Origin of the sequence: Paenibacillus sp. OK076 (genome assembly GCF_900110055.1) — a bacterium.
Classification (GTDB): domain Bacteria; phylum Bacillota; class Bacilli; order Paenibacillales; family Paenibacillaceae; genus Paenibacillus.
In genome coordinates this window covers 1-22,600 of sequence record NZ_FOCH01000004.1, presented here as the reverse complement: position 1 = coordinate 22,600, position 22,600 = coordinate 1, and the positions used below count along the sequence as shown (strand labels likewise).

18 protein-coding genes, 16 tRNA genes and 2 rRNA genes are annotated in these 22,600 nt (G+C 48.5%); 7 read left to right on the top strand and 29 right to left on the bottom strand.

What is annotated here, in order from left to right:
- From BMY78_RS24905 to BMY78_RS24895, 3 genes are all read right to left on the bottom strand, one after another.
- A complete protein-coding gene (locus BMY78_RS24905; protein ID WP_062322342.1) occupies nt 1-834 on the bottom strand; it encodes a carbohydrate ABC transporter permease in 834 nt (277 codons plus the stop codon).
- A gap of 64 nt (nt 835-898) precedes the next feature.
- Complete coding sequence (locus BMY78_RS24900; RefSeq protein ID WP_090904043.1) at nt 899-1,822, bottom strand: carbohydrate ABC transporter permease; 924 nt, start codon at nt 1,820-1,822, stop codon at nt 899-901.
- Between the two features lie 55 nt (nt 1,823-1,877).
- On the bottom strand, nt 1,878-3,230 hold the full coding sequence (locus tag BMY78_RS24895; RefSeq protein ID WP_090904042.1) for an ABC transporter substrate-binding protein: 1,353 nt from the start codon (nt 3,228-3,230) through the stop codon (nt 1,878-1,880).
- A gap of 361 nt (nt 3,231-3,591) precedes the next feature.
- Between BMY78_RS24895 and BMY78_RS24890 the strand changes: the two genes are divergently transcribed.
- Both BMY78_RS24890 and murQ read left to right on the top strand, forming a co-directional pair.
- Nucleotides 3,592-4,554 carry an N-acetylglucosamine kinase gene (locus tag BMY78_RS24890; protein ID WP_090904041.1) on the top strand — a complete coding sequence of 321 codons (963 nt, stop codon included), beginning with the start codon at nt 3,592-3,594 and terminating at the stop codon, nt 4,552-4,554.
- A 22-nt stretch (nt 4,555-4,576) separates the two neighbouring features.
- Nucleotides 4,577-5,482 carry an N-acetylmuramic acid 6-phosphate etherase gene (gene murQ / locus BMY78_RS24885; RefSeq protein ID WP_090904040.1) on the top strand — a complete coding sequence of 302 codons (906 nt, stop codon included), beginning with the start codon at nt 4,577-4,579 and terminating at the stop codon, nt 5,480-5,482.
- Between the two features lie 155 nt (nt 5,483-5,637).
- Here murQ and BMY78_RS24880 read toward each other — a convergent pair whose 3' ends face one another.
- Together BMY78_RS24880 and BMY78_RS24875 are read right to left on the bottom strand one after the other, a co-directional pair.
- Nucleotides 5,638-6,477 (bottom strand): MurR/RpiR family transcriptional regulator, encoded by an 840-nt coding sequence (locus BMY78_RS24880; RefSeq protein ID WP_090904342.1) that lies wholly within the window; start codon nt 6,475-6,477, stop codon nt 5,638-5,640.
- 123 nt (nt 6,478-6,600) lie between these two features.
- Nucleotides 6,601-7,830 carry an anhydro-N-acetylmuramic acid kinase gene (locus tag BMY78_RS24875; protein WP_090904039.1) on the bottom strand — a complete coding sequence of 410 codons (1,230 nt, stop codon included), beginning with the start codon at nt 7,828-7,830 and terminating at the stop codon, nt 6,601-6,603.
- A 297-nt stretch (nt 7,831-8,127) separates the two neighbouring features.
- Between BMY78_RS24875 and BMY78_RS24870 the strand changes: the two genes are divergently transcribed.
- Genes BMY78_RS24870 through BMY78_RS24860 form a run of 3 tightly spaced genes read left to right on the top strand, consistent with a single transcriptional unit; the run spans nt 8,128 to nt 10,994 of the window.
- Nucleotides 8,128-8,952, top strand: a complete 825-nt coding sequence (locus BMY78_RS24870) for a hypothetical protein (protein WP_090904038.1) — start codon at nt 8,128-8,130, stop codon at nt 8,950-8,952.
- A 24-nt stretch (nt 8,953-8,976) separates the two neighbouring features.
- Entirely contained in the window at nt 8,977-10,398 is a 1,422-nt protein-coding gene (locus tag BMY78_RS24865; RefSeq protein ID WP_090904037.1) for an N-acetylmuramoyl-L-alanine amidase family protein, read from the top strand.
- A gap of 41 nt (nt 10,399-10,439) precedes the next feature.
- Nucleotides 10,440-10,994 carry a GerMN domain-containing protein gene (locus BMY78_RS24860; RefSeq protein ID WP_090904036.1) on the top strand — a complete coding sequence of 185 codons (555 nt, stop codon included), beginning with the start codon at nt 10,440-10,442 and terminating at the stop codon, nt 10,992-10,994.
- A gap of 170 nt (nt 10,995-11,164) precedes the next feature.
- Here the strand turns inward: BMY78_RS24860 and BMY78_RS33100 are convergent, their stop codons facing one another.
- From BMY78_RS33100 to BMY78_RS24840, 4 genes are all read right to left on the bottom strand, one after another.
- Nucleotides 11,165-12,727, bottom strand: coding sequence for an MBL fold metallo-hydrolase (locus tag BMY78_RS33100; RefSeq protein ID WP_256222395.1), 1,563 nt, complete (start codon nt 12,725-12,727; stop codon nt 11,165-11,167).
- Nucleotides 12,724-14,409, bottom strand: coding sequence for an ABC transporter permease (locus BMY78_RS24850; RefSeq protein WP_090904035.1), 1,686 nt, complete (start codon nt 14,407-14,409; stop codon nt 12,724-12,726). Before BMY78_RS24850 ends, BMY78_RS33100 begins: the two co-directional genes overlap by 4 nt.
- 90 nt (nt 14,410-14,499) lie before the next feature.
- Complete coding sequence (locus BMY78_RS24845; RefSeq protein ID WP_090904034.1) at nt 14,500-15,576, bottom strand: ABC transporter substrate-binding protein; 1,077 nt, start codon at nt 15,574-15,576, stop codon at nt 14,500-14,502.
- Nucleotides 15,577-15,652: 76 nt separating this feature from the next.
- Nucleotides 15,653-16,669 (bottom strand): ABC transporter ATP-binding protein, encoded by a 1,017-nt coding sequence (locus BMY78_RS24840; protein ID WP_090904340.1) that lies wholly within the window; start codon nt 16,667-16,669, stop codon nt 15,653-15,655.
- 400 nt (nt 16,670-17,069) lie between these two features.
- Between BMY78_RS24840 and BMY78_RS24835 the strand changes: the two genes are divergently transcribed.
- Both BMY78_RS24835 and BMY78_RS24830 read left to right on the top strand, forming a co-directional pair.
- Nucleotides 17,070-17,978 (top strand): LysR family transcriptional regulator, encoded by a 909-nt coding sequence (locus BMY78_RS24835; protein ID WP_090904033.1) that lies wholly within the window; start codon nt 17,070-17,072, stop codon nt 17,976-17,978.
- 144 nt (nt 17,979-18,122) lie between these two features.
- Nucleotides 18,123-18,983, top strand: coding sequence for a CYTH domain-containing protein (locus BMY78_RS24830; RefSeq protein WP_090904032.1), 861 nt, complete (start codon nt 18,123-18,125; stop codon nt 18,981-18,983).
- A 255-nt stretch (nt 18,984-19,238) separates the two neighbouring features.
- Here the strand turns inward: BMY78_RS24830 and BMY78_RS24825 are convergent, their stop codons facing one another.
- From BMY78_RS24825 to BMY78_RS24730, 20 genes are all read right to left on the bottom strand, one after another.
- Nucleotides 19,239-19,844 (bottom strand): short chain dehydrogenase, encoded by a 606-nt coding sequence (locus BMY78_RS24825; RefSeq protein WP_053780037.1) that lies wholly within the window; start codon nt 19,842-19,844, stop codon nt 19,239-19,241.
- Between the two features lie 87 nt (nt 19,845-19,931).
- On the bottom strand, nt 19,932-20,570 hold the full coding sequence (locus BMY78_RS24820) for a pentapeptide repeat-containing protein (RefSeq protein ID WP_090904031.1): 639 nt from the start codon (nt 20,568-20,570) through the stop codon (nt 19,932-19,934).
- 87 nt (nt 20,571-20,657) lie between these two features.
- Nucleotides 20,658-20,728: transfer RNA gene (locus BMY78_RS24815), tRNA-Gly, on the bottom strand.
- A gap of 9 nt (nt 20,729-20,737) precedes the next feature.
- Nucleotides 20,738-20,811 (bottom strand) — tRNA-Pro (locus BMY78_RS24810).
- Nucleotides 20,812-20,827: 16 nt separating this feature from the next.
- Nucleotides 20,828-20,904 (bottom strand) — tRNA-Arg (locus BMY78_RS24805).
- Between the two features lie 6 nt (nt 20,905-20,910).
- Nucleotides 20,911-20,985: transfer RNA gene (locus tag BMY78_RS24800), tRNA-Gly, on the bottom strand.
- 8 nt (nt 20,986-20,993) lie between these two features.
- Nucleotides 20,994-21,080: transfer RNA gene (locus BMY78_RS24795), tRNA-Leu, on the bottom strand.
- 9 nt (nt 21,081-21,089) lie between these two features.
- A tRNA-Lys gene (locus BMY78_RS24790) sits at nt 21,090-21,165 on the bottom strand.
- Between the two features lie 16 nt (nt 21,166-21,181).
- Nucleotides 21,182-21,256 (bottom strand) — tRNA-Gln (locus tag BMY78_RS24785).
- Between the two features lie 11 nt (nt 21,257-21,267).
- Nucleotides 21,268-21,343 (bottom strand) — tRNA-His (locus BMY78_RS24780).
- A 97-nt stretch (nt 21,344-21,440) separates the two neighbouring features.
- Nucleotides 21,441-21,516: transfer RNA gene (locus BMY78_RS24775), tRNA-Thr, on the bottom strand.
- A gap of 28 nt (nt 21,517-21,544) precedes the next feature.
- A tRNA-Asp gene (locus tag BMY78_RS24770) sits at nt 21,545-21,622 on the bottom strand.
- A 27-nt stretch (nt 21,623-21,649) separates the two neighbouring features.
- A tRNA-Met gene (locus BMY78_RS24765) sits at nt 21,650-21,723 on the bottom strand.
- Nucleotides 21,724-21,741: 18 nt separating this feature from the next.
- Nucleotides 21,742-21,817: transfer RNA gene (locus BMY78_RS24760), tRNA-Val, on the bottom strand.
- Nucleotides 21,818-21,941: 124 nt separating this feature from the next.
- Nucleotides 21,942-22,013, bottom strand: a tRNA-Glu gene (locus BMY78_RS24755).
- Nucleotides 22,014-22,017: 4 nt separating this feature from the next.
- A tRNA-Asn gene (locus BMY78_RS24750) sits at nt 22,018-22,093 on the bottom strand.
- 1 nt (nt 22,094) lies between these two features.
- Nucleotides 22,095-22,170 (bottom strand) — tRNA-Ala (locus tag BMY78_RS24745).
- A 39-nt stretch (nt 22,171-22,209) separates the two neighbouring features.
- Nucleotides 22,210-22,283, bottom strand: a tRNA-Ile gene (locus BMY78_RS24740).
- Between the two features lie 38 nt (nt 22,284-22,321).
- A 5S ribosomal RNA gene (gene rrf / locus BMY78_RS24735) occupies nt 22,322-22,438 on the bottom strand.
- Nucleotides 22,439-22,520: 82 nt separating this feature from the next.
- A 23S ribosomal RNA gene (locus BMY78_RS24730) occupies nt 22,521-22,600 on the bottom strand; the annotation flags it as partial.

Sequence of the window (22,600 nt, the reverse complement as noted above, 5' to 3'; positions counted from 1 at the left end):
TTAACCTTTTACCGCACCGATCGTAATGCCCTGTAGGAAATAACGTTGCAGCGAGAAAAACAGAATGATCATCGGCAGTGCACCGATCGTTGCCCCTGCCATCATGGCGCCGAAGTCCGTTGATTCGGCAAATACGAACGAAGCCAGACCCACCTGAACGGTGCGCATCTCGTTGGAATTAGTGATCAGGAATGGCCAGAAAAATTCATTCCATGAAGCTACAAACGTGAAAATCGCCAGCACCGCGATCCCTGGCTTCGCCATCGGCAGAATCACTTTCCAGAAGATGCCGAACTCGCTGCACGCATCAATACGTGCCGCATGAATCAGCGATGTGGGCAGCGTTGACATGAACTGTTTCATCAAGAAAATGTTGCCCACACTGACCGCAGCAGGCAGAATAATGGCCGTATACGTATCTCCCAGGTCAAACACGTTGACCATCAGAATGTACAAGGGAATCAGCGTCACCTGTGCTGGAATCATCATCGTGCCCAGCAAGGTCCAGAATACCGCCTGACTTCCCGGAAATTTCAGTTTGGCGAACGCATATCCCGCCAAGGAGGCGAAGAACACATTCGTCACGGTCAGAATGACCGAGATGAGCAGCGAGTTGTACAGCCAGCGCCAGGCATCCGTTTTGGCAAAAAAGCGCTCATATGGTGATAACGACAGCTGCTCCGGGATCATCTGCGGTTTGAAGGAAGCCGACATCGCACTATCCTGCACCGAACCGACCAGCATCCAGTACATCGGAATGACCGTCACCAGTGCCCAGACCACCAGCAGAATGGATGCAACGACAAGCAGTGTCTTTTTCTGTGTTGATTTCATGGATTTCATTCACCCCCGGATGCTTAATGCAACGTGCTCTAATCGTACGTGTTTTGAACTACCTCTAATACTCAATATCGCTGGAGAAATATTTGAACTGAATGACGGAGATGACAATGATGATAATCGCCAGTACGAACGACTGTGCTGAAGCCAATCCGAACTCATAGAACTTGAATGCCGTCTCGTAGATCAGATAAGCGATCGTTGTTGTCGCAAAGTTCGGTCCACCCTGTGTCATTAGATACACCGAGATGAACACCTGGAAAGACGTGATCACACCTGTCACGAGCAGATACAGCGTCGTTGGTTTGAGCAGCGGCCATGTAATCTTGCTGAACTGGGTCCAGCCGCTGGCATGATCAATATCTGCCGCTTCGTACAGCGATTTCGGAATACCGCCCATGGCTGCCAGATACAGAATAATGCCCGCGCCGTGCGATCCGAGCCAGTTCATCAGAATGAGTGAAAAGAGTGCCGTTCCCGATTGGCCCAGCCAGATCACCGGATCAAGGCCTAACAGGCCGAGGAAGCGGTTCAGCAGTCCCGAATCCGTCGGGTCAAAGATCGCCAGCCATACGATGGAGATGGTTACCCCGGATGCTACCGCAGGCAGGTACAATGTTGCTTTGAAGAACGTCTGCCACTTGCTTTTCATCTGGAAGATGAAGTAGGACAGTACAAATGTAATGAGAATATTGACCGGTACCGTACCCACAGTAAAGATGAGTGTATTTTTAATCGACTTCCAGAACGTCTCATCTTTCACCAGTCGCTCGTAGTTATCCAATCCAACCCACGTCGAATTCATAATGTTGTATTTCTGGAAGCTCATCACGAGAGCCGTCAGAACGGGATATAGTGTGAAAATGAGAAACAGCAGGACAGGCGCCAAAATAAACAAATACGCCCACCCGTAGTCTCGCCAAAACCGGGCAACCCGGGTAGTCCGGGGCACAGACGGTTTTGGCGCAAGGGCGGTCTGCATGGCGAATCCTCCTCTCCTAATCAGTGTGGTTTTGCGTTATGTTCTATGGTCCGAGTTATTGTCCAAACATCTGCTGGCCTTTGTTCTTGAAGTCTTCTGCGATCTGCTCCGGTGTCTTCTCACCCGAGAACAGCGCCTGAATGTTAGGCTTCACAACTTGTTCCTTGAATTGTTTTTGCTGTGATGCTTTGTCGATATCCAGTTCCAGTACAACCGGCATCGCGATATTCACTGCCATGACTTTTGCAGCAGCCAGATTATCCGGTTGACCAAGTTCTTTTCCTTTAAACAGATCCACCTGGGACTGTCTTACAAATGGAAGCGCCAGTTCATTGGCCGAGTTCCCTGCTTTGGCACCACTGAGTGCCTCCATGACCAGGAACGTATTTTTGGCATGCTGTTCGCCTTTGTCCTTCTTCTGTTTGAAGGCTACATACCCTTCGCCGCCCATCGTTGTTGCCGCAGGTTGATCGTCATTATGCGGTACAGGCAGCAGGACAAAATCAATTTTCTCTCCTTGTACCTTGCCATCATCGATGTCCTTGTTGCGGTTCTGAATCATCACATCATAATAAGGAATCGCTTTGGAGATGATCGCCGTTTCCCCCGCGTAGAACATATCCGTCCGTTTTGCTGGAGCAAGAGCCGCCGTTTCCTTCGGCATATAACCTTGATCCATCAGATTTTTGATAAAAGAGAGAGTATCCAGAATGCGGCCATCATTCCATTGGAACGTGCCAGCTTTGTCGAGAACGTCAATCATGCCGTTGTTTCGAGACAGCATTTCAATGAAATCAAGCGAGGTTCCGTCGGTAACCAGTGCATATTGTTTAGCCCCACCATCCAGCGTTTTGGTCAGCTTGGCTGCGGCAGCGTTGAATTCGGACCAGGTCCAGCCATTTTGCTGAATGGATTTCCAGTCCATGCCCGCTTCCTCGAGAATGCGTTTGTTGCCACCCCATGCCCATTGGAATTGATACAACGGCAGTCCGTACTGTTTCCCTTGGATCTGACCTAATTCAAGCGTACCTGGCAGATAGTCATCCTTGATCTCAGGTGTCAGGTAGCTGTCCAGCTCAAGTGCCAATCCCGTATTCACATATGTCCCGTCTACACTATGAAAGTAAAGATCCGGCGGGTTGCCCGCGTTCAGAGCGACATCGAATTTTTTGGGCCCTTCCGCCCAGGAGAGCATTTCCGTCTTCACGGTAATATTCGGGTGTTCTTTATTGAAATCAACAATCAGATCCTTCAGTTCATCTTCATATGTCCCATGTACTGGATAAGTCCATACGGTCACCGTATCTTCCGCATTAGGATCATCTGAAGCAGCGCCCCCGCTATTCCCGCAGGCAGTAACCCAGACCATCATCAACAACATTGCCCATACCAGACCCTTCTTTTTCATCCCTTCATCTCCTTCGCGTGTCGTCTCCCGATAATTGCATTGCCTAACCATGCTACCCCTTTTGAAATCATCCATCCTTAAACGACTTAACAGATTATTGAGCGTGGCAGTAAGGAAAAAGCACCTCCCTTATGGATTAGACCTGAACGTACGCAGGATTAATCTCTTAAATGCAATATTAACGTCAACTTAGTTGACATTAACAGTATTAATTCCTTCCAAAATTGTAGATTGAGTTCATTATATGAGCTATGAAATAAAAATTCAACATTATTTTTTATTATAAAATTTAATTTTACTTTTTCATTTTATGCCTCTATACTATGTAAAAAGAAAACTCAAGCAATCGAGGTGAGCCACTTTGCGAGTATATGTAGGCGTAGATGGAGGCGGTACCAATACTGATGCAGCAATCATTTCTGAATCTGGCGAAATTGTCGCCCGGCTCAGCGGCGGTCCCACGAATCCTCACAGCGTACCACTGGAACAGGCCCTTTCCGAACTGCAACGAGTGCTGGAACAGCTATTTAATCTAAAAAGTGATTTATCGACAAATTGTGAAGGTATATGCCTCGGCATGTCAGGTGTAGATACGATTCAAGAACGGCAACTTATAGCCGACACAGTAAATAATTATATGAAGAGCCGCAATCAACGGGGATCAGAGGGCTGTCCAGTCTGGGTTGTATCCGAAGGAGAAATTGCTCTGATGGCCACTCTCGGACATACTCACGGTGTATTATGCATCTCTGGAACAGGGTCCATCGTGTACGGATTTACGCTGGAAGGCGAGCGATATCGTGCAGGAGGCTGGGGTCATCTGCTCGGAGATGAGGGGAGCGGCTATCGTATTGGGCAGCGTGCACTTCAAGTGGTTATGCAGAGCTATGACGGTGTTCTTCCTCCCACCCGTTTAACCCCGCTTCTTCTAAAGAAACTGAAACTTCGGGATATCTCGGAGCTAAAGACACGGGTGTATCAGATGGATTGGGGCAAAACCGAGACCGCATCCATCGCCCGTCTGGCTATAGAAGCAGCTGAATCCGGGGATAAGGCCGCCCGGGCACTGATCATCGATGAAGCCTCACAACTGGCGGATACCGCCAAGGCGCTGATTGCCCGTCATCCCGAATTTGCATCTACTCAGGTTGTCCTGTCCGGATCATTGTTTCGATATGCTGCACTTTTCCGAAATACATTTATCCAGAAGTTATCGGGATATTATGGAAAGTTGGATTTTGTATATCGTGAAGATGCCCCCGATCCAGTGGTTGGCGCAGCACAACTGGCAAGAAGACGCTGTTCCCTGAATGAATCATTTTAAAAGAGAGAAGGAGGCCATACGGATGAATCACATGCTAAACTCACTACTAACGGAACAACCCAATCCATTAACAGATCATATAGATGAACTACCTTCGGCAGAAATTATGGAGCTAATTAATAAAGAGGATCAACGGATTGCGGAGCTCATTCAGCCCTTGATTCCGGTCATTGCCCAAGCGGCGGACCTGATCTTGGAGGCCTTTCAGTCTGGCGGCAGGCTGTTCTATGTAGGCGCAGGTACCAGTGGACGATTGGGAATACTTGACGCTTCGGAATGCCCGCCTACCTACGGAACCCCGCCCTCCATGGTGCAGGGTATTATTGCAGGAGGATTCCGGGCAGTGAAGGACCCGGTGGAAGGTGCTGAAGATAGTGAGGAATTGGGAGCTGCGGACCTTGATGAACACGGCTTAGACGAAAACGATGTCGTGGTTGGCATTGCAGCCAGTGGGCGAACGCCGTATGTGCTGGGTGCGATGAGACACGCCAAGGAGATCGGAGCTACGGTGATCAGCCTGAGTAACAACGCAGGTACACCGATGACCCTTCTGGCTGATGTGAGCATCGAGGCTGTTGTTGGCCCGGAGGTTGTCATGGGATCAACACGCATGAAGGCCGGCAGCGCCCAGAAAATGATTCTGAACATGCTCACCACTACCGCCATGATTCGTCTAGGCAAGGTTTACCGTAATTTCATGGTCGATCTGAACCCTTCGAACGAGAAGCTTGTCCATCGGGCCAAACGCATGATCCATCTGGCAACCGGAGCGAATGAAGCGGACATTGAACAGGCTTTTGCCGGTGCAGACGGTCATGTAAAAACGGCAATCGTCATGCTGATGGCAGGCGTGGACGCGGTGGAAGCTCAGCGAAGACTGGATCTGGCTGACGGATTTGTCCGCAGCGCCATTGTGGGGCCTTCCTGAGCCGTACAGGGGTATTTCTAGAGGTTGAAAGAGAGGAGCCCGACATAAGTCTGGGCTTTTTTTATAATTTTTTTATTCTAAAAGCGGATATAATCCGTCAAAAAACCAAAAAAATCCCCTCCTGTATAAACAGAAAGGGATTCATAGGTTCTACTTCATTTATGCTCCAGAATAGCCTGCCGGCTCTTCTCCAAATATTCCACCGACTGGTTGTAGTCGCGGCTGGCAATCGCCAGATACAAAATGTCGATTACGTTCAGCTGTGCAATTCGTGATGAAGTTGCTCCGCTTCGGATATCGCTTTCGGTGGAAGTAATCATCAGGGGCACATCCGCTAGACTGCTGAGCGTATTGCTCCCCCACTTGGTAATGCTAATCGTTGCAGCGCCGCCTTCACGAGCATGCTTCAGGCAGGAAATCACGTTCGAAGTCTCCCCTGAATATGAGATACATACCACCGCATCATCTTCGCGAAGCGTCGTTGCGGACGAAATCTGCATATGCGGATCGGCGAACGAAAAGCTTGTGCGATTGATTCGCATGAACTTGTAGTGTGCATCCAGCGCAATCAGGTTGGAGGCCCCCACCCCGTAGAAAAAGACCCGGTTCGCCCGATGGAGCACGTCCACTGCCTGTTCCACCAGACGCGGGTCCAAAATATGAACGGTATCCTTCACCGATTGAATATTATTTGCGGACACATGCTGAATAATGCTCTCCATGGAGTCCTGGGGACGAATCTCCGTATATTGGTATTGTTCACCTGTCTGCAAATCTCCGGCAATCTTCAGCTTCAGCTCCTGAAAACCCGTTACACCCAGTGATTTGCAGAGACGGATAATGGCAGCCGGGCTGCCACCGCTCCGTTCAGACAGCTGTGCCACCGAGGACTGAACCGTCTCTTGAGGATGATCGAGAATGTAAGCTCCGATCTTCCGTTCTGACGGAGTCAAGTCATCCATTAATGCGCGTAAACGTACAAGTCCACCTTTCATGCCTTCCATCCGCTCCTCCTTTCCGTACTGCCTTCATGTACAAGCATTTTATCCTATAATTCCAATAGAGTCTAATTGATTACACGCCCTTGCATATGCAACTCATTCAAAAGCCTTGCTGCACTACAGTGTCAGGTGGCCCGATATTACGGCGTGTTTCGCGCCGGTTACTGCCGGGAGTGTATTGGTTCTGCCCATGAGTGCCTCATGGCCAAGGAGGGCAAATCCAATCGCTTCGCGGGCATCATCCGGTATACCATAGTCCGCTGTTCGCTCCAAACGGATGTCTTCCGGGAGTCTCTGACGGATCATCTCCATTAACGTGGCATTGGAAGTGCCACCACCGCAGGCGAGCATGGCCGAGATGTGCACCTTGGGCAGGATAAAATCCTTCACTGCTCGCACGATCGTCTCCGCGGTCAGACAGGTGGCAGTAGCCAGCGTATCTTCAAGGGATAAGGAACGCGCTGCGGCCATCTCCATCAAGCGTGCTGCATATGCCGCACCGTACACTTCACGTCCGGTGCTCTTGGGAGGCAGCCTTTTGAAATAGGTATCGTCCAAACACAGATCTACCAGATCCTGATTGAACTTTCCTTGTGCGGCGATGCTTCCATTCGGATCATAGTGCTGCCGCCCTCCCGTCGCCTGGCGTACGATCGCGTCCATCACCATATTGCCAGGTCCCGTATCAAAAGCCGAGATACCTTCATTAGAAGACGCTGATGGCAGCACCGTAACGTTGCCAATACCTCCGATATTTTGCACCAGTCGCCCTTCCTCCGGACTGCGGAACATCAACGCATCGGCATAAGGGGTAAGTGGCGCGCCCTCTCCGCCAGCCGCCATATCCCGTGCCCGCAAATTGCCGATCACTGGCAGGCCCGTTCGTTCACGTACAACGGCGCATTCGCCAATCTGCAGCGTGGACACCACTGGAAGACTCTCGCCTACTGGCCCTGGAAAAGCCGAAGCTACAGGTGCGTGCCATACGGTCTGTCCGTGCATGCTGATTGCATCCACCTGCCCGGATCGGATTCCTGAGGATCGAATAAGCTCACTGACACTGTGAGCATACCACTCCGATACGCCAAAATGTGCAGCCGTCAGCTCATCCACACGTGCCGTCTCCGGTGAACATAGTCGAATCAGCACTTCTCTCAATTCATTGGAGTACGGTACGCAGACGAAGTCAACCAGAGTGATCTTTTGCAATGCCCCGCTGTCATCTGTCAGAATACGCACCAATGCCGCATCCGTCCCGTCGAGGGACGTGCCTGACATCAGTCCAATGATGTAATGCTCCCGTTTCAAGCGATATTGCTCCCACATCGGATAGCTGCCTGTATCCATCCATTCACAACCTCCCGCCAGCCCCGATGAACACGTCATCTTGCCATAATTTCACCCAGTATATGATATAAAATTTCACAAGTCAAATATTTTATGAAATTTAATTACACTCTTCCAACCATAGCGACTCTTTGTCCGAACTGGCATGCTCACAAGAGGTTTTCTATGAATCAAAACAGATAAATAACGATCAAAAAAGAAACATTTTTACAATTTTACCGTTTATATAACGAAGGTATATTTTGGAATCGACATGTTGAGGGTTATAAACTGTCACCAGCGGAAGGAGATACCCAGATGAACAACGCTGCTATTTGGTTTTCAACTGTTTTATTACTAGGGGGACTGACGACTACATCGTCATCCGTTGTGGGTGCCAAACCAGCTGCACCAGAACAAATTTCACAACGTTCCGTTAATGCGCCTTCTGTAACTCCTTCCATTTATTCAAGCATCAAACCGTTTAAAAGGAACAACAGTACCAACAAAATTATCTGGAAAGGAGGAAATATTACTCTAACCGCTACTACATTGAAGTTGGAAGGTAAGCCTGCTTTTGAACAAAACGTCATCCAATCCATTGTCGTCTCCAAGGGGAGCCAGAAACATACGATTGAAACGAGTAATCTGGAGGACAATTGGCTCGATATCACAAGTGTTGTTGCCTCCAACTCCAATACATGGCTTGCTATACACGCAAAACGTAGCTCAGGAAACACGCTGATGCTTCTTAACCTTCAAACAGGTGACAAGACGGAATTAAATGAACGATTGAAACAAGCAGGTAAGAAAAACATAGAAACCATTGCCACCTATAACTGGGCACCCAACGAAGATCAGATAGCCTTCTCTTACGGAGATCCCTCCAAGAGCTCATTAGCCATCTACAATGTTCAGAAAGAGGGCTTTGTATTCCTGCCAAGAGCAACCAATTATATTAGTACCAATCTGATTTTGTGGCAAAAAAACGGAAAAATACTAGATTACATCAGTGAGTACCCATCTGATCAAATGATACTTTATAGGTATAGCATAGAGACTAACAAGGTGAAGCCTGTTAAGAAAATTAGCCGTAATGAGTTTGCAGAATGGTTCAAGCTGGATAAGTATCCCACACAGTAACGATAAATAGTAGAGGTGCAAATAATGAAGAAAACGATTTTACTCCTGTTTTTAAGTCTGTTCTTGCTGGTTGTACTCCCTCATCAGGGAAATGCGGCTGCAAGCACGTCGAAAATCTTCTTGGACGGCGAGGAATTAATCCTACCAAGTGACGTTCAGGTGACCATCGTGAATAAGAATGTTATGATTCCAATTCGTGTTGTTGCCGAAAATTTGAAATTCAAAGTCGATTGGAATCAAAATACACGTAATGTAAAGATCCAGCAAAATGACAAAACGATTTCTTTAACCGTTGATCAAAAGCAAGCCATGGTTGCTGACAAGCAAGTTACCTTGAACACAGCCCCACTCATTTTAAATAACACCACGGTGGTACCCATTCGATTTGTCAGTGAACAAATGGGACTCAACGTGAAATGGAACAACAAAGAGAAGATTGTATACTTAGTCAACACCGACACCAGTAAAGAGCCCACTGTTGAGCCCGGCAACGGTTCAGGAAACGGCAGCCCAACATCAATAACACATGTTACCGATATCCAATTTGCCAACAATCAGCTCGTCGTGTCTATGGATGGCGAATCCAAACCCGTGATGACGACTTTGAAGAATCCCGATCGTCTGGTCGTGGATCTGCCCGGAGCAGTGTTTGGTGATCTATCGCAACCGTTGAATCAAAACATGAATGGCAAATTGGATGTGGACGCATACCCCAATGTAACGGAAGTTAGATATTCTCTTTTTAAACAAGACCCTGGTCAAGTTCGAATTGTCGTTGAATTGAATCAGGTGAAGGATGTACAGTACAGCCAGAACATCATCGCCGATAAACTGATTATCGATCTGAATGTTTCGGGAGATAACGTCACACCCGTTCCTGTAAATCCTGTAGGCGACTCGGGACGCAAGGTCGTTGTCATCGACCCAGGCCATGGGGGTAAGGATCCAGGTTCGACCAGCATCACCAACAAACCCGAGAAGGAATACAATCTGGCATTGGCTCTTAAAGTACAAGCACTGCTTCTCAATGAACCGGATATCGAATTGGTGATGACTCGTGACGGTGATACTTATCCCACTCGCCCGGAGCGTGTTCGGCTCGCCAATCAATTAAACGCGGATGTATTTGTATCTATCCATGGCAATAATGTGGAGTCCTCACCCCAGGCAACAGGTACGGAGACGTTCTACTATCAACGCAGCAGCAGCAAGGAATTAGCCAATATTATTCACGAACGTTTGGTTAAAGCCATGGGGCTCAAAGACCGTGGTGTGAAAAATGGCAACTTGGAAGTGATCAGAGATACGACCATGGCTGCAGTACTTTTGGAAGTGGGATTCCTGAGTAATGTTATGGATGAAGAACTGATGTCTTCCGATGTTGTTCAGATGAAAGCCGCTCAAGCGATAGCAGATGGGATTAAGGAATATCTGGGTATAAATTAAATGATAAAAAATGATGTAAATATGCTGGAGGATGTGATCCATTGAAAACGAAATTGGGATGTGCACTCGTCTTATCCTTCTTAATGATAGTTGGCATTGGTTGTGCTCAGAAGCCAGTCAGTGAATCCGGATCGGCCGAACCTGCTGTTCAGGGGGGACAGTCACCAAACCCATCCGAAACAAAGGTGGATCTGGGCACAATGAACATACAAGCGGTTGATGTGTATTTCGCAGACGCCCAGGTACTGGAACTTGAGAAAAAAGAGCAGGAAATTGAATACAAAGACGATTCCGAGAAATACAAAAAAACATTTGAAGCTTTACAAAACAATACCGATTCGGAGCTCGTATCCCTCTGGGAAAAAGTCGAATTGCTCTCCTTACAGTACGGCGAGGGCAAAGTTACTTTGGATGTTCATATTCCGGATGAAGCCAAATTGGGAACCAGTGGCGAGCTGCTTGCATTGGATGCGCTGACCCAGACGATGTTTCAATACGATGAAGTAGAAAGTATCGATATTCTGGTGGACGGTGAAGCCCTCGATAGCTTGATGGGCCATTCAGAACTGGAGCATCCTATTCAGCGGGAGCCTTAATCTAATTTCAAAAGCCATTGGATGATATCCTCATGATTCTCCCCTTGAATCATCTCTCATGCATGATGAGAAGCATAACTTCTCATCATGCATTTTTTATATAAAAATCCACATTCAAAAAGACGTCCCCAGGGACGCCCTACATAGATCCAATCTTTATGAAATTCAAATTAGAGATGCAGCTCATCTCCAGGAGATAGCGAATGCAAAATCCCTTTCCCCGAGACCGATTTTTCGCTGAGTAAGCCTTCTCTCAGTTTATCCGTCTCTGCCCGGTTCGCATGCACAAGCACCGTATGCCTCGCAGGAACCTGATGCAGCATTCTCTCGACATCCTTCCAACCCTGATGCACCTTATAACGAATTTTCCGTACCTCGCACGCTCCGTGTTTTGCAGGATTCTGCAACAGCCTGTAAGCATAGGTGCCGGCAGAGACATGCCCAGTGAGCAGTACCAGATTATGTTCATCGTCCGCAAACTGGCTATAGTACCAGCGGGCAAGAGAGGACTGCATCATCCCGTCCGGAATGAACCACAAAGAAGCAGCATGTTGATGCAGTACCCGCTCTCGCTCTTCCTTTGTCACAGGCATCTCCCAACCATAACCCCTCAGAAAACGCCCAATCGCTTCCTTCACAGAACCCGGTATGTGTTCTTCCTCTTCCTTTAGCCAATATGGAGCACGCAAAAGCTGCTTCAGTCCGTCCACCAGCCCTTGTTCCACAACAATTGGAACGTCCGGGAACTGCCGCTGTGCCCACAGCATGATTTCCTGACCACGACCTACTGAGGGCATAGGCAATAGCACCTTTCCACCCCGGGCAATCGTCTCATGAATGGCCTGCTCCAGCTGTTCCAGCTTGTTGGCCTGCGTATCGCAATCTGTTCCATAGGCAGCATCCATAATCGCCAAATCCAGAAGACCGGATGAAGATGCATGGATCACTTCTACTCCCTTGGATACGGCATAGGCATCCCCTTGCTCCACAGGTCTACCTGCTGATACGTGGGATCGTAACACCCCTTCGGATGCAGCAAAGGGGAGAGTCTGCGACGCGGATGGCTTTCCTGCCAAGGCATGCCCACCATTCACGACGGTTCGTATATCCGATTTCCAATGTTGACTAACTGGAGCATCAAGCCCCCGCTTGTTACGTGGTACCCTTGCCTGCCAGAATACGTCCGCTGGACAATCTTCCTGCAAAAGCATGGATTCGGAGGTGTAATCACCGGAATAAAATATACGCTTATCCTCCATTTCCAGCCCGAACCATACCGATCCTGCCAGGTGTCCACTGCGCCCCCACACCACCGAGACGCCAGGAACCATTTCAAACCAGGTTCCACCCTCGGCTTCGTCCTCCAAAAATCGGTAGCGAATCAATTGTTCATCGCCTTCTTCGTATGGGAGGGTGTGTCCTGTCCTCTCCATATTTCTTCGCCAAGCTCTGAAGTAGGTGTCCAATTGCTCTCTGGTTTCACGCGTCGTCCATACTTCACCCTGATAACCCATCTTATAAAGCAATGGAATAGCGACGGAATGATCCTCATGGGCGTGAGACAACAAAACCACATCTAACTCTTTAACGATTTCCGGTTCAATCAACGGATACTCGCCGGCTCCTTCTTTTTTCACGCCACAATCCAGCAAAAGTTGAACCCGGCTCCCTCTCAGGAGATAGGCAGAGCGCCCGTGTTCCCCGGCGCCGCCCCATACCTTCAGTTTGATCATGATGCATTCCACTTTCTCTTCGAATTCAGAACTTCGATGCCGAGCAGCATCAGTACTGTCATACCGACAGTAACCACGGCCATCGCCATTCCCAATGACACCTGACCTTGTTCAAATTGAGCAAAAATATACGTAGCCGATGTCTGCATCGATGGAGGCAAAATCAACAGTGAACCTACCAGCTCCCGCGTGGCAATGGTGAATGTCATCATCCAACCGGCCAACATACCGGGGATAATCAGAGGCAGAAGAATGCGCCGCAGAATATATAACGGTCTTCCGCCAAAGACCTGACCCGCCTGGAACAACGTTCCGTCGATCTGGGTGAAGCTTGATTTGACATACTGCACCGTGTACGGCAAGAAAAGTACCACATACGTCAGAACAACCATTCCGTACGAGTTGTACAGGGTGAACGGCATCCATGGTGAATTCCAGAACAGGATGAGACCCACCACCATGACAATGCCAGGTACCGTATTCGGCAGCAGACTGAACAGGTCAATGACACGCTGCATAAAGGAAGACGATTTACCAATGGCCAGTGCCAAACCTGTACCGATAATAACCGCAACCGTCGAAGCTGCCAGTGACAGCCCCAGGCTGTTCCCTATTGCTTTCATACTGACCGATCCCCAGGACAGCAATTCCCGGTAGTGATCCAGCGTCAGATTGTCGAAGGACAATCCCGCACCGCGAAGCTTCATGGTCGATGCAGCAATAATGGAGAAATACGGAATGCCCACCGACAGAATCAGCAGCAACGCGAGATACAACCCGCACAACCAACCCGCTCCGCCACGTAGGGAGTATCGTTTGGAACGCTGCCCCTTGCCCCCTACCAGACGGTACGTGAACTTTCGACTCATGGCAGACTGCATGTACCACATCACCAGACAGACCGACAGCAGCACCGATGCAAGCGAGGTAGCCTTGCCAAAATCAATCGGCCAACTGGAGATATACTTGTGGATCTCAGAGGTCATGACATAATAACCGATACGACGCCCGAAGGTGGCCGGTGTTCCGAATTCCGCAATCGTTTTGACAAAGACGAGCATGATCCCCATGCCATAGGAAGACAACAGCAGTGGCAAAATAATGCGTCTGAATCGGTATCCCGCACGTCCCCCGTGCACCGCCCCCGCTTCTTCCAGATTGCCTCCAATGCGAATGATTGCATCCCGAAGCAACAGATACAGGAAAGGGAACAGATGCAGGCTCATAATGAGCACCATGCCCCAGAAGCTGAAGAACAACTCACTCCAGCTCGCAGCGGAGGGCACCCATTGCTGCAGGTATCCCCCTTTTTGCATAAACAGAATCCATCCCATGGAGCCGATATACGGCGGGGTCATGAACGGAATCATCAGGATCACGTCCACCCAGCGATGCTGACCCATGCGGGTCTTGGCCATCATCCACGCCAATGGCAATGCCAGCAGCGTTGTTACAGCGACCACGCAGATCCCCAGCCAGACGGAATTCAGCAGCACCCCGGATAAATGCTGACCGGTAATGGTTCGAATCGGAGCCATCCAATCCCATTGCCCATCCGGATACACACTTTGCCAGAAAATCAGCAAGAGCGGTACACCAATGCTTATCGTTAGCAGAAAGAGGGCCAGAATCACGCCCACTCTCCGAAAAATGCGGTTGTTGTCTACTACAACAGGTTTCACTACGATTTCACCTCACATGACTTCCACAAGACAATCGTCTCTTCACTCTAGTTGCTCTAGTTACTCAATCGTTAGGTCGTAACACTATTCTTATTTAAAAGTCTCGGAGAACCGTGCCGCTGTCTCATCTCCGTGTTCACTCATCCAGTTCCAATCCACTTTAAGCTGCGGGATATCTTTCAGATTCGCCCGGTTAGTCGCTTCGATGTCTTCACGACCCGGAATCAGGTAAGCATCTGCAACAAGCTTTTGTGCCTCATCAGACAACAGGTAATCGATAAATGCCTTGGCATTCTCCACATTCTGACTCGATTTCAGAATCGCTGCCGGTCTTGGACTGATTACAGTTCCTTCCTCTGGATATACGATGTCCAGCGGTTCACCTTTGGCCTTGGAGGAATACGCCATGTAGTCCACACCAGCTGCTACGATGCTTTTCGCTCCGGTAATGACCGGGTCAAGTGCTTCCTGATTCGCTCCTGCCATCGCTACACCATTGGCTTTGTAGCTGTCCAGCAAGTCCCAGCCTTTATCTCCATTTACACTCAGGTAACCCGTAATGAAGTCCAGCGCGGAACCGGACAGCGTAGGATCAGGAATGTTCACAACATCTTTCCAGGCAGGTGTTGCCAGCTCAGCCCAACTGGTTGGTGGCGTAGACACCAGCTTCGTATTGTAGACAATTCCGAGTGCGGAAGCACTGGAGCTAAAATAGTTGCCGTCGGCATCCGACCAGTCCTTGTTCAGCTTGTCTGCATTCTCCGCATCAGGATATGGGAGTGTCAGTCCATCTGCTTTCAGTGCTTGTGCCGAAGGCAGGGAGGCTAGAATAACCACGTCCGCTACCGGGTTGGATTTTTCAGCTTCCATGCGAGCCAGAATTTTGCCTGTCGTGCCCTGGAACATCTCCACTTCAATGCCCGTCTTGGCTGTAAATCCGCTGATGATGTTATCCGCCAGCTTCTGAGGTCCTGCACTGTACAATACCAGCTTACCACCGGCTGGTTTTGTTGTTTCCGCCGATGCAGTAGCCGTACTGCCTTCCCCAGCAGCCTGACCCGCATTCCCGGTAGTTGAATTACCTGTGCTGCATCCGAACAAACTGATACTCATTACCGCTGATAATAACAGCATTGCGCTTCTTTTCCGTGTTTTCATACCCAACATTTCATTCCATCTCCCTTGGTTTCTGATTATATTTGTACTCACATTTCTGCAAACTCAAGCTGTATGCTCATCATGATCAGTTGGCTGCTGCGATGAACTCTCTCGACTTCACAATCGGAGTGTCTTGTCCGTTCATTCGGCAGATCCGCTCCGGGGCTACATAGAGCTGAACCTTCTCCCCTACGCGTACTCTTCGATCCAGATAGGCTGTCCATACACCCAGTCCCTCCATCTGCACCCGAATTTCATAACGCTCTCCTACATAACTGACGCTGAGCACTACCGCCTGATAACACAGATCGTCATGACCTGTTTTGCTCCAGGAGACATGTTCCGGTCTCACCATGGACTGATTAGGCGTAAGCCAGTTGGACTTTCCGATAAACGAAGCAACAAAAGGATCGCTTGGCGATGCGTAGATCGTTTCCGGGGTTCCTTTTTGCAATATGCGCCCCTTCTCCATCACTACAATCTCATCGGACATCGACATCGCCTCAACCTGATCATGGGTGACGTACAGCGCTGTCAGTCCCATGTCCCGTACCAATGACATCATCTCAATTCGCATCTCTTCCCGCAGCACGGCATCCAGTGCACTTAGCGGCTCATCGAACAGAATAATCCCCGGTCTTACTGCTACCGCTCTGGCAAAAGCAACCCGTTGCTGCTGTCCTCCCGACAGCTGATGAGGATAACGATCCTCCATGCCTTGCAGGCGAACCATGCCAAGTGCTTCGGTCACCTTTTGGCGCAGATCCGATTTTTGCTTTCCGGCTTTCAAGCCGAACGCCACATTTTCGTATACTGTCATATGCGGCCATAATGCAAAATCCTGAAACACCATGCCCAGATTACGCTTATGGGTCGGTACATCTATTCGCTTCGTCGCCGAGTAGAAACTCTTGCCATCCGCGACGATTTCTCCCGCATCCGGTTGCTCCAGCCCCGCCAGCATGCGCAGCAACGTCGTTTTGCCGCAGCCGGATGGGCCGAGCAGCGTCGTGAACTGTCCATGCTGAAGCGTTAAATCCGTGGGCAGCAGCGCGGGAGTGCGATTGAATGATTTTTGAATTCCCCTAATTTCCATTTTCATAAGCATCCCTGCCTGTCTTCTTGTACTGTTCTCAGTCTAACGTCCGCTTTCGCGAGTTGTATGTTAGAAATGTAAAATTGGAATTAACTTTTTAGATGAATTCTGTTGATCTTCATAGATTAAATCTATATAAGGTGATTAAAATGAATTTTTCATTTTGCTACTCCGATTACAGCACCATCTTCCGATCGCTGTTATCCCCAGATTTCCTTGATCCCCTTTACAAAGGGAGAAATCAGGGGATAAAGGCGAAGCATATGCTTCCGAAGTAGCTTTCTTTCAGAAAGCTTTTAGCTCCGCTTCTTCAGATTGGTCCTGTACTCTCCGTCTTTATGAAAAAAAGCATTAATTCATCTTATATTATGGAGGCCCTGTATAAGTGAGAGGAGTGTTGAGTTCGTTGAACCTGATTAAACTGCAAATTGTTGAACTCATTGATAAGCATCATCATATGACCAGCGTGGCCGAGCTTCTCGGCATCAAGCAGCCTACCGTTACCTTCCATATGAAGTCTCTGGAGGAAGAGATGGGGGTGCGATTATTCGAATCGCGTAGTGGAAAGACATTTCTCACCGAGGCTGGACAAGCCCTTTTACACTATTCCGTCAAAATCAATGCCCTCACTCAGGAGGCGCGCCGGGTAGTACAGGAATATGACAGCCTCTATCGGGGCACCCTGCACATTGGAGCGAGCTATGTACCTGCAACGTATTTACTGCCACCTATTTTGAATACATTTTCTCAGGAATTTCCCGGTATTCGAATGATGTTATCAGTCAAACCTTCACCCGTCATCCGCGAAATGTTGATCCGTCACCAGATTGATCTGGGTGTAATCTCTTCCGAACCGTTTGTAGGGCCGGTGCTGCAAGCAGAGACGTTGTGTGAAGACGATCTGGTATTAATCTGCTCTCCAGAGCATGCCTTGGCTCAGAGGAATGTGCTGAAACCTGAGCATATGGCACAGGTTCCTTTTGCACTGCATGGGGATGAATCCAGCACTCGACGTTTAACGAACCAATGGCTGGAGCAACATGATATTCGTTTGCGAAGCACCGTTGAGATGGACTCTCTGGAAGCGATCAAGCAGTTGGTTCTACTCGGTGGTCATATCTCGTTCATGTCACGAATGGCTGTCCAGTGGGAAGAGCAGCATGGACTGATCAAGGTCCTGCCCATTCCAGGGGAGCAGGCTCCGCGGCATATTTATACCGTCCACAACAAAGATCGTCATCCTTCCGTCCAGGTCAACCGCTTCAAGGAAGTACTGCGGGACATGAGCCACAGCCTCTCTCTTTTTCATTCATGATCCCGCTATCCCATATAAACTATCGCTTGGCATTCATCAAATCTATGCAGGGTTAACGCAACGCCCCCTTCCATTTAATCGCTTTCATATACTTCGACGATAAAGTGGGTCTGTACGTTAATCCAGCCTAGGGAGTGATTGGTTTTGAAAAAATGGAAAAAGGTAACCGCCTCATTCATGCTCAGCATCGTGACATTGGGAAGTGGACTGACGTTTCTGGAAGCACCACAGGCTTCTGCAGCAGCCAATGCCGTTCCTGCTTATGAAGTGAAGTTCCTGGCTAAGCCGGAGCTGGTATTGAACACAGATGGGACACCACGCAGTGAAGTCATTCAGACGCTTGGGTTGAGCTCCACAACAAGAAACATTAGTGCAGAGTATTTCGACACCAACGCGCTCAATCTGAATCAAGCAGGGTGGGATGTCCGTTTTCGGAAGAAGGATGACAAGAATAATTATGAACTGACTTATAAAAAGCGCTATCCTGTCATCAATGGTGATGTTAATGCGGCGTTGACTCTGGCTAACCAAGAGGGATTTGATGCGTCAGATGATAACTACGAGGCTGAAATTGACTGGGGATATGGCAAACAAACATTAAGCTTCTCCAACACGAAAAAGGTGGACACCAAAGCTACAGGCGTACAACTTCCATCACAGCAGGAAGCTTTGAGCATGTTATTGGACAAGCTGCCTGGCAAATTAAAAAATTGGTCCTCCTCCAACTGGGGTAAACAACAACTCACGGCCTCCCGTGCGTACGGCCCGGTAACGTTCCAACGTTATGAAGGCACATGGAATGGACAAGAACTTACCCTTGAAGTATGGCCTATTCGCAACGCAGCCGGCACAGGTGTAGAGAATATCGTGGAGATTTCGTTCAAAACAGCAGATTCTACAGCTGTTTCGGGACTGCGTACCCAACTCATGCAAGTGCTGGAAAACAAAAACTGGCTCATTCCTGCCGATGGCCTGAAAACTCAGCTTATCTTGGAAAGATACTAATTGGTTGTTGTTGTCTATATCGTATGAGTCTAAGTATGGTATCTAGCGGTTTAAAGGCAGTGGGAGTATGGGCATGTCTATGTTCTTATGAAACGAAAAGGATCAGGGTCTTTCCCCTTCCCTTACCGTATCGATTAAACATACAATGATATGTTTGATTTATCTGCCATTCAAGCTGAAATCCCATTTCATCCAAAACAAAAGGAGATCAACAGGAACTTTCTGTCGATCTCCTTTATTTAATATTCCTTACAGTTAGTATATTTTAAAGGTTTGGGCTGTTTCGATCCCAAGGGCACTCTGGATAAACGTATTGGCGACACGCTCCACAGGCACCGGATTAAATCCGATAAACACACCCTTATATTTCTCTGCGGATTCAACAAACAGGTTAGGACTAACCGAATTCAGACGTATACCTCGCGGTAACTCATACGCTGCTGCTTTGGCAAACGAATCGATTGCACCGTTAACCATAGCACTGGACGCGCCTTTCAGAATGGGATGGTCCTGTATAATGCCACTGACCAGCGTAAAACTTCCCTTATCGTTGATGTAGTGCTGCCCAATCAAGACGATGTTTACTTGACCGAGTAATTTCCCCTGCACACTAATCATATTGTTCTCAGGGGTCAATTCCTCCAGCTTCGCATAATGGGTCTGACCTGCTGCAACAATCACATAGTCTATATTAGTCACCGTTTCAAAGAGGGATGTAATACTCTCTGTGGATGTCATATCCACCTGGTAATCCCCGGATTGCCTGCCGGCTGTAATGACCTCAACGGAATATTCCTGAAGCTTTGCTACAACAGCCTTGCCTAATGTTCCATTTCCTCCAATAACGAGAGCCCTTTTCATAATACGCCTCCTTTTTATCAGTGAAAGCATGCTATTGTACATTCGTTGATCTCTCCATTTAAACAAAGATCACTCGCATAATCAAACCTACTTCACAATTAAGCCTAATAATCCAACAAAAGAGGCGGCCTGAGCATCTGAGATGGAGCATCCGTCCAGATCCTCAATATCCACGAGCAACCTTTCAAAGCTACAGTCGCTGAGGTCCATTCCTTTAAGCTTAACACCCGACAAAAGAGCTTGATCTATATTGCATTCAGAAAACTCCAGTTTTTGAGCTGTAGCTTGAAAGAAATCGCCACTCACCAGAGAACATTCCGTGTACTTCACCTGTTTAAACTTGGAGAATCGAAATAAAGAAAGGTCAGCTACACAGCCCTGAAAGCTTACATTTTGGAGCCTGCTATTTGAGAAATTAGTACCAAGCAATTTACAATTTCTAAATTCTGTCCGGTGGAGGAATGAACCGTTAAAGTCCATATTGGAGAGATCACATTTATCAAAAATCACATCAGTAAGCTCAACTTCGGGGAGAGAGGACTGGGTAAAGATCACGTTCTCAAAGACCATTTTATCGAATGAAACCCTGCTGGCGCTCTGATTTTCAATAGAAATATTGGTAAATCGTCCATGTTTGATTTCTTCTTTACTCTCCCATGCTTCTAAAGCTAAAGATAAGTCTTCAAGCTCCAGAGGAATCTTTGGCGCTTCTATTTTATTTTTCATAAGTCCTCCCACTATTTTCTGATATGAGCTTACTATATCAAAAAGAGCCCTTGCAATAAGCAAGAGCTCTCTTTGTTGTTACCATGAAGCGGGTGATGGGAATCGAACCCACGCTATTAGCTTGGAAGGCTAAAGTTCTACCATTGAACTACACCCGCAAATAAAAATCGGGATGACACGATTTGAACATGCGACCCCCTGGTCCCAAACCAGGTGCTCTACCAAGCTGAGCTACATCCCGATACTTATGAAAATAATGGCGCGCCCTGAGAGATTCGAACTCCCGGCCTTTTGATTCGTAGTCAAACGCTCTATCCAGCTGAGCTAAGGGCGCAAATATTGGAGCGGAAGACGGGAATCGAACCCGCGACCCTCGCCTTGGCAAGGCGATGCTCTACCGCTGAGCCACTTCCGCAAAATATATGGTGCGGTCGAGAGGACTCGAACCTCCACGGGGGTTAGCCCACACGGACCTGAACCGTGCGCGTCTGCCAATTCCGCCACGACCGCAAAATATAATGGTGAGTCATGAAGGGCTCGAACCTTCGACACCCTGATTAAAAGTCAGGTGCTCTACCAACTGAGCTAATGACTCAAACTAAAAACTAAAATGGCTGGGGATATAGGATTTGAACCTATGCATGACGGAGTCAAAGTCCGTTGCCTTACCGCTTGGCTAATCCCCATTAAGAAAACATGGGGCGATCGAGGGGAATTGAACCCCCGAATGCCGGATCCACAAACCGGTGCGTTAACCACTTCGCCACGATCGCCATAAGCTATCCCTTACATTCGCTGAGAGTATCTCAGTATTCCCATCTGAAACTACAATATACATTCTATTATAAATTCAGAGGTAAATGCAATAAATGGTGCCGGCGAGAGGACTTGAACCCCCAACCTACTGATTACAAGTCAGTTGCTCTACCAGTTGAGCTACACCGGCACGGTGTAAAATGTTACTTGAGTAAAAATGGCGGAACCGACGGGATTCGAACCCGCGATCTCCTGCGTGACAGGCAGGCATGTTAGGCCAACTACACCACGGTTCCAGATCACTTTCTTGATAGAAAGGTTAATTGCGGGGGCAGGATTTGAACCTGCGGCCTTCGGGTTATGAGCCCGACGAGCTACCGGGCTGCTCCACCCCGCGTCGTTAATAAAAGTTATATGGTGGAGGCTGAGGGGATCGAACCCCCGACCCTCTGCTTGTAAGGCAGATGCTCTCCCAGCTGAGCTAAGCCTCCATATATATGACCCGTAGGGGATACTCTCACTTCGTTCGAGACTGAGAAGCCATTGCTAACGAAGTTTATCCTCCGACGAACCTTTGGGATTCTCATCCCTTTTTTAAGCTAATAAATATAGCTATGACCCGTAGGGGATTCGAACCCCTGTTACCTCCGTGAAAGGGAGGTGTCTTAACCCCTTGACCAACGGGCCTTAATGGCTCCCCGAACAGGACTCGAACCTGTGACAACTCGATTAACAGTCGAGTGCTCTACCAACTGAGCTATCAGGGAATGGTGGAGCCAAGCGGGATCGAACCGCTGACCTCCTGCTTGCAAGGCAGGCGCTCTCCCAGCTGAGCTATGGCCCCATACACTTTAGTCTAACTTTAGTCTATCTGGTATTACTATGGGCCCTGGTGGACTCGAACCACCGGCCTCACCCTTATCAGAGGTGCGCTCTAACCAACTGAGCTAAGGGCCCGTATGAAAAATCGAAAAAAAATACCCCAAAGGGGTTTCGCTTGGCGGCGTCCTACTCTCCCAGGACCCTGCGGTCCAAGTACCATCGGCGCTAGAGGGCTTAACGGTCGTGTTCGGGATGGGTACGTGTGGAACCCCTCCGCCATCGCCACCAAACGCATAGCTTAGCTTACATCTCAGAGTTTGTTCTCTGAAAACTAGATCCGAAACGAAATTTGCGAGTTATAACCTGCATATCTTGGATAAGCCCTCGACCGATTAGTACTGGTCAGCTCCATGCATTGCTGCACTTCCACCCCCAGCCTATCTACCTCGTCG

Coding starts and splice junctions, on each gene's coding strand:
- BMY78_RS24900 (WP_090904043.1), bottom strand. CDS start 1,822: ATGCAGACCGCCCTTGCGCCAAAACCGTCTGTGCCCCGGACTACCCGG.
- BMY78_RS24905 (WP_062322342.1), bottom strand. CDS start 834: ATGAAATCAACACAGAAAAAGACACTGCTTGTCGTTGCATCCATTCTG.
- BMY78_RS24895 (WP_090904042.1), bottom strand. CDS start 3,230: ATGAAAAAGAAGGGTCTGGTATGGGCAATGTTGTTGATGATGGTCTGG.
- BMY78_RS24875 (WP_090904039.1), bottom strand. CDS start 7,830: ATGGATACAGGCAGCTATCCGATGTGGGAGCAATATCGCTTGAAACGG.
- BMY78_RS24870 (WP_090904038.1), top strand. CDS start 8,128: ATGAACAACGCTGCTATTTGGTTTTCAACTGTTTTATTACTAGGGGGA.
- BMY78_RS33100 (WP_256222395.1), bottom strand. CDS start 12,727: ATGATCAAACTGAAGGTATGGGGCGGCGCCGGGGAACACGGGCGCTCT.
- BMY78_RS24820 (WP_090904031.1), bottom strand. CDS start 20,570: ATGAAAAATAAAATAGAAGCGCCAAAGATTCCTCTGGAGCTTGAAGAC.
- BMY78_RS24880 (WP_090904342.1), bottom strand. CDS start 6,477: ATGAAAGGTGGACTTGTACGTTTACGCGCATTAATGGATGACTTGACT.
- BMY78_RS24840 (WP_090904340.1), bottom strand. CDS start 16,669: ATGAAAATGGAAATTAGGGGAATTCAAAAATCATTCAATCGCACTCCC.
- BMY78_RS24845 (WP_090904034.1), bottom strand. CDS start 15,576: ATGTTGGGTATGAAAACACGGAAAAGAAGCGCAATGCTGTTATTATCA.
- BMY78_RS24825 (WP_053780037.1), bottom strand. CDS start 19,844: ATGAAAAGGGCTCTCGTTATTGGAGGAAATGGAACATTAGGCAAGGCT.
- BMY78_RS24865 (WP_090904037.1), top strand. CDS start 8,977: ATGAAGAAAACGATTTTACTCCTGTTTTTAAGTCTGTTCTTGCTGGTT.
- murQ (WP_090904040.1), top strand. CDS start 4,577: ATGAATCACATGCTAAACTCACTACTAACGGAACAACCCAATCCATTA.